Genomic DNA, 13,333 nt, shown 5'->3' with positions numbered 1-13,333 from the left:
GCAGCTCGCCTGTTCGGCTCACCGAGATCATGCATCCGAGACTGATCTCAGGAGCTACTGCTCTTAAGACCAAATATTGTCCTGGCATTGCCTGGCTAGTGCCGACAGCGTTTGAGCGACGTTCGTCGAGGTTGGTGCCAAATCATCCCGTGGGGCTGAAATGGTGGTCCGTTCCGACGTAAGAGAAGCTCACCGCCTGTCGTGAAGTGGCCGGGTTTTATAAGCCATGCACACCCAAGTCAAGGCTAAACGACATTGCAAAAGCGCAAGCGGCAGAGCCACTTCTTGCACTCTCGGCGAAAGCCCGAACGGGTTGTTTATGACAGACCCTGCGAATCCGCGCAGCGCCGATTCTGCGGATTCCACAGGCTGCTGATCCGGTCAGACGGGGAACCTCCGAACGCGCGGTGTGGGGCGGGCACACCGACATGGGTGCCTCATGGGCAGGCCCGCGCAGCCAAATCTTTAGTAAACTTGTTGTATTTCAATTGCTTATGAGGATTTCCGCGCAAATCACTCGCGCTCATGCCGTCGGAGCCAGCCGCCGCTTTGCCGGAATCAGAGAGGTCGACCGCAGCCAGTCCCGCAGATCGCGCAGCCGCTCATAGCCGTACTGACGGGCGGCCTCCATGCCGAACACCAGCAAATGGCTGGAGCCGACATCGACCACCATGTCGACCATGGTTTTCCGGCCGGTCCAGATCTGGGCCATGAAACTCCCCTCCGCCGAGCACGAATCGATGGCCTGCACATCGGTCGCTGCGAAGAGTTGCTCGGTCATTTTGTCGACCAGCAGCACGCCCGGCGAGTACCTGGCGAATTCGGCGTCGAACGCGATTTTCCAGGTGTAGGCTGTGGTGCCGCAATACATCAGCACCTGGGCTGCAATGACCCGCCCGTCGAGGCGCAACAGGGCCACCGAGGCATTGCCGTCGGCCGCAAGGTCGCCAATCAGCCGCCGGGTGAATTCGGTATCCCGCTCGCTGCACAGGATGGCCGTGCCCTTGTCCCCTTTCCAGCTTCGCCTTTCGAGATCGAGGAACTGTTCGAAGGCGGCCTTGGTCGGGCCCGCGATGCGCTCGTTGACCATCTGCAGGTTGCCCAGAGCCGACAGCCTGTTCCAGTCCTGCCGCAACTTCTTGCGGGTCGAGCCCGACGTCTTCACGCCCTTCTCCCGCGACACCGACGGCCGCAGGCTGCGGGTCAGCGTCAGATGCGCGTGATGCTCGTCCGCGATCAGCTTCTGAATTGCCGCATAGGCCTGCGAGTCGGCATCCATTTCCTTCAGGCTGACGACATTCGGCAGCGCGGGGTTTTTGCGGATCGCGGCAAAGAACGCAGGCATAACCTCGGCGGCAAAGGCAGGATCAATCACCGGCGTCGACAGAAATGCATAGTTGTAAGGGCGGGCCTCGAGCAGTGCCGGCCAGAACATCATGACGTTGCGATGCTGCAAGGCCCAGAGCCCCACCAGCCGTGTGGACTCGGCGCCCTCTTCCCATGCCATGAGCACGTGAACCGCCGCGAACATGGTGTCGAACGCCGCCTTGAGCGCGACCGGATTCATGAATGCGTTGCCGGGCGCGCGGCGGATGAGATCATTCCACTGCGCGGTAAGGTCCTGGCCCGGCGATGCGACGGTAACTGAAATCATGAAGGCCAAACCTGCGTCGAAGCGAGTCGAAGCCGCATTCTCGCGGTGCCGGATTGCGGTGCAGGACCGTGATCCAGGAACCAAAGCTACCCCGGGAACCATTAATGCTGCGACCGCCCGACACAGGCAAGCCGCAACCATTTAAATCGTTAATACACGCGTTTTTGCGGTATTAACCTCATCAGCCGTTCACCATGTTTCGTTCAAGCTTTAGTCGAGTTTCCAGCTGCAATGCTACGTAGCTGAAAAGAGGCGCAACATGCGGCACACGGACATCGCCATCATCGGCGGCGGGCTTGCGGGGTCGATGGCCGCCGCGATGCTCGGCCGCGCCGGCATCTCCGCAATCCTGATCGATCCGCACAAAATCTATCCGCCCGACTTCCGTTGCGAAAAGCTTGGCGGCTATCAGCTCGACCTCCTGCGCAAAACCGGTATCGCGGATGCGGTGCTTGCCGCCACCACGCTCGATCGGAGCGCGTGGACCGCCCGGCTGGGACGCCTGCTCGACAAGAAGCCGAGCGACCAGCACGGCATCATCTACGATGACCTCGTCAATACCGTTCGCCGTCAGATCCCGGACGGCGTCGATTTCATCGAAGCCAAGGTCACCGCCGTTGCAACCAGTCCGGATCGCCAGACGGTAACGCTGTCGAACGGCGAGGAAATTTCCGCGCGGCTAATCGTGCTGGCGAACGGCCTCAACATCGGCCTGCGCCACACCCTCGGCATCGAGCGCGAGGTCATCAGCCCCTGTCATTCCATCACGGTCGGATTCAATGTCGTGCCGGTCGGCCACGACGCGTTTGGATTTCCGGCGCTGACCTATTTCACGGAAAGCTCTGCGGCGCAGATGTCCTATCTGACGCTGTTTCCGATTGGCTCCGCCATGCGCGCCAACCTCATGGTCTATCGCGGCATGGACGATCCGTGGCTGCGCCGGATGCGCCAGACGCCCGAGCAAGCGATGCACGAGCTGATGCCGAACCTTCGCGCCATCGCCGGCGAGTTCAAGGTCGATGGCGTGATCAAGATTCGACCGGCGGATCTGTACGTCACCAAAGGACACCGGCAAGCCGGCATCGTTCTGGTCGGCGATGCGTTCTGCACGTCGTGCCCTGCTGCCGGCACAGGCACGGGCAAGGTGTTCATGGACGTGCAGCGCCTGTGCAACGCCTACATTCCCGCGTGGCTCGCCAGCGCGGGCATGGACGCGTCGAAGATTTCACAATTCTACGACGACCCGGAGAAGTGCGCCAACGACGCCTCCTCACATCGTCAGGCTTACGACCTGCGTTCGATTTCCATCAATACCGGACTGTCGTGGCATGTCCGGCGCTGGATCCGCTTCCTGCATCGCGCCGGTGTCGGCGCGTTGCGTCATGCGCGGGAAACGCTGTCCGTTCGACGGACGGCGCAGCCGTAATAGCTGCCCCTTCACCGATCAATCGTCATCATCATCGTCGTCGTCATCCTCGGCGGGATGATGCGACTTGTGAAGCTGGTCGTCCCATAGCTTCCGGTACATGCCGTTAGCCTTGAGCAACTCGGCATGCGGACCACGCTCGATCGCCTGGCCGTTACTGATGACGATGATTTCGTCCATGTCGACAACCGACGTCAGCCGGTGGGTCGAAAAGATCATGGTGCGGCCCTTGGCGACCTTCAGCAGCGTACGATTGATCGCGGCTTCCGTGGTCTGATCCAGCGCCGACGTCGCTTCATCGAGCAGCAGCACCGACGGATTGCGGACGATGGCGCGTGCGATCGCGATGCGCTGGCGCTGGCCGCCGGACAGCGTATCGCCGCGCTCGCCGACCACCGTGTCGTATTTCTGCGGCAGCGTCATGATGTAGCGATGAATCTCGGCCTTCTTCGCTGCATCCTCGACCTCGGCGTCGGTCGCGCCTTCCTTGCCGAGACGGATGTTCTCGCGGATCGACATGTTGAACAGCATGTTTTCCTGGAACACCACCGCCATGCTGTTGCGCAGGGAGTCGCGCGTCACCTTGCGGATATCGACGCCGTCGATGGCCACCCTGCCCTCGTTCGGCACATAGAGCCGCAGAATGAGATTGAGCAGCGTGCTCTTGCCGGAGCCGCTCGGTCCGACGATGGCAATGTTCTTGCCGACGCTGATCTTGAGCGAGAGACCGTCGAGAACCACCGTGTCGCTGCCTTCGTATTTGAAGACGACGCGGTCGAAGGTGATGTTGTCGGTGATCCGCGGCAGATCCGGCGCGCCGGGCCGGTCGGCGCCGCGCGTCGGCTCGTCGAGCAGTTCTTCCATATGGCGAACGGCGGCGGCGGCCTGGATCGCGACGGGAATGAAGTGCATCAGATGGGCGATATTGTACGAGATTTCCCAGAACGCGCTTTCGAAGGTGACGAAGGTTCCGATGGAAATCTTGCCGATGGTGGCGAGATATGCGCCGATCGCCAGCACGATCAGATGCAGCAGCAGCACCGACACGGTGACAGTGCGTTCCACCATGGTCGACAGAAATGTTGCGTCAGCCATCGAGTGGCGCGCCGCGTTGTTGCGGAAGGTGAACCAGCCGAACGCCTTGCGCTGCAGGCCGAATGCCTTCACCACCATCTGCGCCGCGACGTTCTCCTGCACCACGCCGAGGATCGCGGATTCGTTGACCTTCTGCTCGTAGTTCGCCTGCACCGCTTTCGGCGTCAGGATGCGCGGACCGATCAGGGTGATGGGAAATATCAGCAGCGCCACGGCGGCCAGCTGCCAGTTCAGCCAGATCATCAGGCCGATGCCGGCGATCAGTTCGAGGAACGGCAGCATCGCGCTGTTGGCGAAGTGCTTGACCGAGGATTCATAGCCCGCCATGTCGACGGAAAACCGCGACAGGATCTCGCCGCGCTTGGTACGTCCGAAGAACGCCGCCGGCAGATTTTGGACATGCTCGAACAGCCGTCCACGAACGTCCGAGATGACGGCGGCCGCCAGCCGCGCATCCCAGCGCTCGTACCAGACCGCGACGATAGAAGTGATGATGCCGGCGACCGCCAGCACGGTCAGGATGGTGTAGAGCGCATGGAAATCTTCTTCGCCGAGCGCGTCGTCGATCAGGAATTTCAGGCTGAGCGGCATGATGACGTTGAACAACGTCTCGATGAAAAGGCCGATCGCGACGAAGCTCAGCCAGGTCTTGTAGTTGCGCAGCTGCGGCCAGGTGAACCGCCACAGGGTTGCGAACGCGCCCGCTGCCTCGCTCGCGGTAAAGGCGACGAGGTCCTCGTCGTCATCATCGTCGTCGATATCATCGGGCTCCGGCGCAGCGGGAATATCGGCCTGAGCCGCCGCGGCCAGGCGAGCAGCTTCGTCATCGGGCGGCTTGCCCGACACTGGCTTGTCGGTATCCGAGGTGGGCGGCCTGGTCGGCATCTAAACCGTCGCTGCTCGGCCAAACGGCCGCAATCACTTGTGGCAACGGCCGGATGGCCGCCGCTCCTTAAGCGATTAGTCGTCGTCGGCAATCTTGTCAAAGAACGAATAGCGCAGGCTGTCCGCGTCCGCGTACCAGTCGCCCGGCCCCTTGTTGGCCGCAAGCGTCGCATCCCACACTGCGTCCGTGGTGTCGCGGCGATGCATGGAGAGGTCAAACCCGTTGCTGAAGAACAGTTCGGACCATTCCCACCACGTGCCCAACTTTTTGACACCGCGCAGCAGGTCGTAGCGGTCGATCAGCGCCGCCGCCATGTCGCTGGTGATCGATCCGAACACAAAACCGGTCTTTACGACGCGATTGAGCTCGCGGACGGCGCGCTTCACCTGCTTTTCCGAGACGTGGCAGAGGCTGGTTTCGAATACGAAGTCGAACTCGCCGGCCTTGAACGGCAGCTTGGTGAGCGAGCCGAGCTTGTTGTACTTGCGCAGCGCCTTCGGCGTCTTGCCATGGATGTACCGGTTGTTTTCGATGCCCCAGGCATCGATGCCGCGTTCGCGCAGCGCGCCGACCAGTTCGCCGCTCGCCGAGCCGGCGACCAGCAGCCTGTAGCCCTTGGCCCGGTTCCAGACGATCTTGATCAGGTTGGTGAGATAGTCCGGATCAGTGAACTTGTTCCAGACCTCGCCGTAGGGACCCTGGTTGCGGTAATTGTCGAAATAGGCGCGATCGATCTTGTCGGACGGCACGTTGCCACCCTCGCCGCGCTCGTAACGCAGCTTGATCATCTGCGTCAGGATGATGTCGGTCGCGGCATCCGAGGAGTCCAGCAGCCCGTTCAGCGTCGAGTCGAACAGATAGTCGCCGACGACGACAAAGCCCGGATGCTCGTGCGGCTCGGGATGATGATTGGTCATCACATCGCGCGCAGGCAATCCGCCCGGAATGCAGTTTACCGACGACAGCCAGCGATGGGTCTTGCCTTCGAGGAAATGTGCGCGCGCATCGCCCAACGACTTCGGCAGCGACTTGATCGCCGCGTCGATCAGTTCCTTGTCGCTCAGGTTGGCAAAGGCCAGCGCATCGGAGCCCGGGATCAGCCAGTTCAGCACACCATGACGGCCGACATCGTGACGGGCACCTTCGACGTAGACGCAGCAGCCGCCGAACGCCTCGGACATCCACCAGGCGCCCGGAACCTTGTCGCCCCAGAACGGCTCGTCGAACAGGATCGACACCCGCAGGTAGTGCGCCGGACGATCGAAGTAGGCGATGTGCTTCACCATTGAATGGCGCAGCAGTTCGCCGTCCCAGCGCATGGTCGTCAGCCACGAATGCGGAAGGCACATCACAACGAGGTCGTGTTCTTTGGTGATCGGCCCCTTGCCGTTCATCATGTTGATGGCGTAGCGCCCGGAATCCGCCTTGCCGACCTTGAGAACCCGATGGTTCAACTGGATATCGGCTTCGATTTCGCTTTGCAGGCTGTGGATGAGCTGCTCGTTGCCGTTCTGGATCGAGTAGAGGCCAATGTAGCCGTCCACATCCATCACGAAGTTCTTCAGCGCATTGAGGCCGTTGGTGTTGTGCGGCTCGGTGGCGATGTCGGAACGCGCCATGACTTTCAGGAATCGCTTGGCAACCGGATCAGCCACTTCGCGATCCAGCAGTTCTTCGGCGCTGACGTAGGCCCATGGATGTTCGTTGTCGTGCGCGCCGACGCCTTCATAGTATTCGATCGGCGACACCATGCCGGCGCAGAGCTTGCGGAAGTCCTCGATGGCCTTCGCGGTCTGCGCGCCGTACTTGCGGCGCATGCCGGGCACGTCGTCGAGCAGTTCGCCATCGAGTTGCACCTGCTCGGCGTCCATCGGGATCGTCTGCAGGCCGAAGTGCTGGACCAGCTCGCGCAACGGATCAGGGCCAGTCATCGAGTAATCATAGATCTCGGCGACCCCCGCCTCGTACATGGCGGGCGCGGTGTCGAACGTCTTGGTCAGGACCTTGCCGCCAACGCGATCGGAGGCTTCATAGATCGTGATGCGGCAGAGCGCCCCAAGCTTCTTCTTGAGGTACCACGCACTCATCAGCCCACCCGGGCCACCGCCGACTATCGCCAGATCGAGCATGTTGCTTTTTCGCCCCTCGCCGGCGTTTTGGGACTTACCGCCGGTCTAACTCTGCCTAAACAAATGCGTTTTTCATCTGAAGGGAAGATGAACAAACCACGATCCCGCGCGAAAAAGCCTCAAAGTGCTTAAAAGGGGGCAATTACCGGCCGTTTCGGCCGAATCCGCCGGGCGCCGGAGGCTGCAATCCAGCGCGGGCCAGCCGCCTGGTTCCGCGGAGCGGAATCCGTCCAGAAAGAAAATGGGCCGGCAAAAGCCGACCCATGGAGGAAGAAACTCACTATCCGGAGCCACGAACACCAAAATAATCACCGCGTGGCGATCATGTCCTATGGCTTCAAATTATTCTCGCCGTTTGAATGCCCTGCCCCAAATCGCTCGCACGTCTTGGTTGGTCACAGAATGGCCACAGACTAAGAAGGCGGTGGTATTATTCATCCCCCATATGGGTGAAAGCTGTTCGACGTACCCGCCAATAAGCAAATTCCTTTGCTGACCTAGGTTTATTCGACAGCAAGTTTTCCATTCAGTCACAGGCGCTACTTGATCACGAGCCTTGCCATCATGGCGGCGAGCTCGCTCTGGCGCGACACCCCGACCTTGGAAAACACCCGCTTCAGAACCGAGCGCGCGGTCTCCTCGGCAATGCCGAGCCGCTCAGCGGCCTCCTTCGGCGACAAGCCGGAACCGACCAGCGCAGCGATCCGGGCTTCCCCCAGCGTTACACCAAGAACATCACGGATCAGCGTCGGATCGGGAACACCGTCAGCCGTCGGGTTCATCAGGAGGACGATGGCGCGAGCCCGGGTGAGAAAGCCATTCCCTGTAGTCTTCGCGGGGATCGGCAGCACGTACAATGCGAGCGGCCGGCTGGCATGCTGGCGATGAACCAGGATCGGCTTGGTTTCCTGCGACAGGATAATGCGATTGCCGTCGAGCGCATTCCGGATCGCGGCAACCGCCTCCCCGCTCGCCGCCGGATTTGCCAGCACGAGACGATCGTTCACGATGTTCAAGCCGTCACCCAGCAGCGCCTGCGACGCCGCGTTGGACGACACCACACGACCCATCGAATCCAGCGCGAAAACGCCGATGCCGATACGGGCCATCGCCGTGCCCATCCCGGAATTCATGGCCTGCGCGTCCATCAAATGAATACTCAGGCGCAGCGACGTCTCCACGTGCGGAGCAAGCTGCTCCAGCATCTTCAACTCGTCGTCCGAATACTCGGGACGGCCAATCGCGCGCTGAACGCTCAGGGCCACTTCGATGTGAGGGTCTGGAGAGACAGTCGCCGCCGCGAAGTATTTCAAGCCATGCCGCCGCAGGAAATCGCTGTAAAACGGGTCGGCCTCCATTTCCTCGGGCGTCAGGAGATCGCGGTCGGTAATGACGTCTCGCTTGAAGAAATAGCCCCGCTCGCGGGCTCGGATCGCGCGGATGTCACGATCGCTCCAGTGCCGCGCGTACTCGGCACTAACCTCTCTGATCGACGGGGATTCGATGACGCCGAAGCTGCCGTCATCCCTTCCGTAAATGAGGATTGCCCCGACATCGTCGAAGCACTTCGTGACGGCTTCGAGGGCTACCGGCCAACACGATGGATCGGCCGCGGCGGCATATATCGCTTCAATCGCCGCGATGAGGCGCTCGTACTGTGGCAAAGGACCCTCGCGATATCGCGAAATAACAAATCGAAAACTTCGAAGTATCCAGACCCGGCGAAAAGCCGGGAGACAGTCACACTATGGTAGACACGCGACGCGCTGAAAAAGTTCCTCACCATAACAAAAAGGCCGCCCCAGGGGCGGCCTTTAATTTCATGGCTGACACGCCAACTGGCGTGAAACTACTCCGCAGGCGGCAAAGCCAGCGGTTCCGCTTCCGGAGCAGCCGGCGTGATCGCCGCCTGCTTCTCGCGCTCGTCGAGGATCAGCTTGTCGCGCTTGGTTGCGACTTCGCGGATCTTCGCCATCGAGGCGCCGGTACCGGCCGGGATCAGGCGGCCGACGATAACGTTTTCCTTGAGGCCTTCGAGCGGGTCCACCTTGCCGTTGACGGCAGCTTCGGTGAGCACGCGCGTGGTCTCCTGGAACGACGCTGCCGAGAAGAACGACCGCGTCTGCAGGCTCGCCTTGGTGATGCCGAGCAGCACCGGGTTTCCGGTCGCGGGCTTCTTGCCCTCGTCCTTCGCCTTGGCGTTGATCTGGTCGAACTCGATCTTGTCGACCTGTTCGCCCGAGATCATGTCGGTCTCACCCTGATCAGTGACCTCAACCTTCTGCAGCATCTGACGGACAATCACTTCGATGTGCTTGTCGTTGATGAGCACGCCCTGGAGCCGGTAAACTTCCTGGATTTCGTTGACCAGGTAGGCAGCGAGTTCCTCGATGCCCTTGATCGCCAGGATGTCGTGCGGTGCCGGGTTGCCTTCGACGATGAAATCGCCCTTTTCGACGATGTCGCCGTCCTGCAGATGGATGTGCTTGCCCTTCGGAATGAGGTACTCGCGAGTCTCCTCGTTCTTGTCGACAGGCTCGATCGAAATGCGGCGCTTGTTCTTGTAGTCGCGGCCGAAGCGGATCGTGCCGGCGATTTCCGCGATGATCGCGGCATCCTTCGGCTTGCGGGCTTCGAACAGTTCCGCGACGCGCGGCAGACCGCCGGTGATGTCGCGGGTCTTGGCGCTTTCCGTCGAGACACGGGCGAGAATGTCGCCGGCCTTGACCTTGGCACCCACGTCCACCGACAGAATGGCATCGACCGAAAGCATGTAGCGGGCGTCACCGCCACGCGCGAGCTTCAGCACCTTGCCGTCCTTGCCCTTGACGACGATGGCAGGACGCAGATCAGCGCCACGGCCGGTCGTGCGCCAGTCGATAACCACGCGTTTTGCGATACCGGTGGATTCGTCGAGCGTTTCCGAGATCGACTGACCTTCGACCAGATCCTCGAATCCGATCGTGCCCTCGACTTCGGTAAGAATGGGACGTGAATACGGATCCCACTCCGCGATGCGCTGGCCGCGCTTGATCATATCGCCGTCGTCGACGCGCATGCGCGCGCCGTACTGAATGCGATGCGTCGCACGCTCGGTACCGTCGGCATCGACAACCGCGACGACCATGTTGCGAACCATCGCAGCGTTGAAGCCTTCGCTGTTGGTCGCGATCGCCTTGTTCTTGATGACGATCTTGCCGTCGAAGTTCGACTCGATGAACGACTGCTCGTTGATCTGCGCCGCACCGCCGATGTGGAAGGTACGCATGGTGAGCTGCGTGCCCGGCTCGCCGATCGACTGCGCGGCGATAACGCCGACAGCCTCGCCGTGGTTGACGGGCGTACCGCGGGCGAGATCGCGCCCGTAGCACTTGCCGCAGATGCCGTTGACCAGTTCGCAGGTCAGCGCCGAGCGGATCTTCACTTCCTGGATGCCGGCCTGCTGGATGGCGTCGACGTGGGTCTCCTCCATCAGCGTGCCGCGCTTGACCACCACCTTGTTGGTGGCGGCATCACGCAGATCCTCGCCCGCGGTGCGGCCGAGAATACGCGACGCCAGCGATGCCACGACCGTACCTGCGTCGATGATGGCGCGCATCTTGATGCCGAGCTTGGTGCCGCAATCGTCCTGCGTGATGATGCAGTCCTGCGCCACGTCCACCAGACGACGGGTGAGATAGCCCGAGTTCGCGGTCTTCAACGCCGTATCCGCGAGGCCCTTACGGGCGCCGTGGGTGGAGTTGAAGTACTCCATAACCGTGAGGCCTTCCTTGAAGTTCGACACGATCGGCGTTTCGATGATCGAGCCGTCCGGCTTGGCCATCAGGCCGCGCATGCCGGCAAGCTGACGCATCTGGGCCGGCGAACCGCGCGCGCCCGAGTGAGCCATCATGTAGATCGAGTTGATCTGGGAATCTTCGCCCTTCGCGTTCTTCTTGACGGACGAAATTTCCTTCATCATCTGCTCGGCGATCTTCTCCGAGGCTTTCGCCCAGGCGTCGACCACCTTGTTGTACTTCTCGCCCTGCGTGATCAGGCCGTCGTTGTACTGCTGCTCGAAGTCCTTCGCCATCGTGCGGGTGTCATCGACGATCTTCCACTTGCCGTTGGGCACGACCATGTCGTCCTTGCCGAACGAAATGCCCGCCTTGAAGGCGTTGTAGAAGCCGAGCGCCATGATGCGATCGCAGAAGATCACAGTCTCCTTCTGACCGCAGTGACGGTACACCTGATCGATCACGCCGGAGATTTCGCGCTTCGTCATCAGCTTGTTGATGGTGTCGAAGGGCACCTTGCCGTGCTTCGGCAGAACCTGCCCAAGCATGACACGGCCGGCGGTGGTGTCGTAAATCTTCGAGATCGCCTTGCCTTCCTCGTCGATGCCGGTCCACCGATACTTGATCTTGGTATGCAGGTGGATGACCTTCGAGAACAGCGCGTGCTCGATCTCCGCCATGTCGCGGTAGACCTTGCCTTCGCCCTGCAGGCCTTCGCGCAGGATCGAGAGATAGTAGAGACCCAGCACGATATCCTGCGACGGCACAATGATCGGCTGACCGTTCGCGGGATGCAGGATGTTGTTGGTCGACATCATCAGGACGCGCGCTTCCAGCTGCGCTTCGAGCGACAGCGGAACGTGCACGGCCATCTGGTCGCCGTCGAAGTCGGCGTTGAACGCCGCGCAGACCAGCGGGTGAAGCTGGATCGCCTTGCCTTCGATCAGCACGGGCTCGAACGCCTGAATGCCGAGACGATGCAGGGTCGGCGCGCGGTTCAGCAGCACCGGATGCTCGCGAATGACCTCGTCGAGAATATCCCAGACTTCGGGACGTTCTTTTTCAACGAGCTTCTTCGCCTGCTTGACGGTGGTGGACAGACCCTTGGCGTCGAGCCGCGAGTAGATGAACGGCTTGAACAGTTCGAGCGCCATCTTCTTCGGCAGGCCGCACTGATGCAGACGCAGCTCCGGGCCGACCACGATGACCGAACGGCCCGAGTAATCGACGCGCTTGCCGAGCAGGTTCTGACGGAACCGGCCCTGCTTGCCCTTGAGCATGTCGGCGAGCGACTTCAGCGGACGCTTGTTGGCGCCGGTGATGACGCGGCCGCGGCGGCCGTTGTCGAACAGTGCGTCGACGGCCTCCTGCAACATGCGCTTTTCGTTGCGGATGATGATGTCCGGCGCGCGCAGCTCCATCAGCCGCTTCAAGCGGTTGTTGCGGTTGATGACGCGGCGATACAGGTCGTTCAGGTCGGAGGTCGCGAAGCGGCCGCCGTCGAGCGGCACCAGCGGACGCAGGTCCGGCGGAATCACCGGAACCACCGTCATGATCATCCACTCCGGCTTGTTGCCGGACACGCGGAACGCTTCGACGATCTTCAGGCGCTTGGCGAGCTTCTTGTGCTTGATGTCGGATTCAGTTTCCTGCATCTCGACGCGCAGCTGCGCCTCGAGCTTCTCGAGCTCGAGACCTTTCAACAGTTCGCGGATCGCTTCCGCGCCGATCATGGCGGTGAAGCTGTCCTGGCCGTATTCGTCCTGCGCGCGGAGATACTCTTCTTCCGACAGCAGCTGACGGTCCTTGAGCGCGGTCAGACCCGGCTCGAGAACGACGTAGTATTCGAAATAGAGAATCCGCTCGAGATCCTTCAGCGTCATATCGAGCAGCAGGCCGATACGCGAAGGCAGCGACTTCAGGAACCAGATGTGCGCAACGGGCGCAGCCAGTTCGATATGGCCCATGCGCTCGCGCCGGACGCGCGACAATGTCACTTCGACCGAGCACTTCTCGCAGATAATGCCCTTGTACTTCATGCGCTTGTACTTGCCGCAAAGACATTCGTAGTCCTTGATCGGCCCGAAGATGCGCGCACAGAACAGGCCGTCACGCTCCGGCTTGAACGTGCGGTAGTTGATGGTTTCCGGCTTCTTGATCTCGCCGTAGGACCACGACAGAATCTTCTCAGGCGATGCGATCGAAATCCGGATCTGGTCGAAGACCTGGGCCGGAGTCGTCGGATTGAAGAGATTCATAATTTCTTGGTTCATCGTGTTCTCCTCGCGTGCCGATCGTCACCGGCAGCAAATTCGAAATTCTTATCGCGTCTCGCGCCCTGCCCGACGTTCAGTAAGGCGCGGATGC

The 13,333-nt window shown here is 61.2% G+C and carries 6 protein-coding genes; 1 reads left to right on the top strand and 5 read right to left on the bottom strand.

The window, feature by feature from the left end; all coding sequences use genetic code 11:
* Positions 1 to 523: 523 nt before the first annotated feature.
* A complete protein-coding gene (locus tag BN32_RS02755; protein WP_040425889.1) occupies positions 524 to 1,654 on the bottom strand; it encodes a GNAT family N-acetyltransferase in 1,131 nt (376 codons plus the stop codon).
* Between the two features lie 259 nt (positions 1,655 to 1,913).
* Here BN32_RS02755 and BN32_RS02750 point away from each other — a divergent pair, with 259 nt between their 5' ends.
* Positions 1,914 to 3,080 (top strand): FAD-dependent oxidoreductase, encoded by a 1,167-nt coding sequence (locus BN32_RS02750; protein ID WP_019196576.1) that lies wholly within the window; start codon positions 1,914 to 1,916, stop codon positions 3,078 to 3,080.
* A gap of 18 nt (positions 3,081 to 3,098) precedes the next feature.
* On the opposite strand, the gene BN32_RS02745 is transcribed toward BN32_RS02750, so the two are convergent.
* From BN32_RS02745 to rpoC, 4 genes are all read right to left on the bottom strand, one after another.
* Entirely contained in the window at positions 3,099 to 5,060 is a 1,962-nt protein-coding gene (locus BN32_RS02745) for an ABC transporter ATP-binding protein (protein WP_019196575.1), read from the bottom strand.
* A 75-nt stretch (positions 5,061 to 5,135) separates the two neighbouring features.
* Entirely contained in the window at positions 5,136 to 7,190 is a 2,055-nt protein-coding gene (locus tag BN32_RS02740) for an FAD-dependent oxidoreductase (protein ID WP_019196574.1), read from the bottom strand.
* A 539-nt stretch (positions 7,191 to 7,729) separates the two neighbouring features.
* Positions 7,730 to 8,854, bottom strand: coding sequence for a helix-turn-helix transcriptional regulator (locus tag BN32_RS02735; RefSeq protein WP_019196573.1), 1,125 nt, complete (start codon positions 8,852 to 8,854; stop codon positions 7,730 to 7,732).
* Positions 8,855 to 9,039: 185 nt separating this feature from the next.
* Complete coding sequence (gene rpoC / locus BN32_RS02730; protein ID WP_040425386.1) at positions 9,040 to 13,239, bottom strand: DNA-directed RNA polymerase subunit beta'; 4,200 nt, start codon at positions 13,237 to 13,239, stop codon at positions 9,040 to 9,042.
* Between the last annotated feature and the right edge of the window lie 94 nt (positions 13,240 to 13,333).

Origin of the sequence: Afipia birgiae 34632 (assembly GCF_000308295.2) — a bacterium.
Taxonomy (GTDB): domain Bacteria; phylum Pseudomonadota; class Alphaproteobacteria; order Rhizobiales; family Xanthobacteraceae; genus Afipia; species Afipia birgiae.
This window is presented reverse-complemented; position numbering and strand designations above follow the sequence as displayed.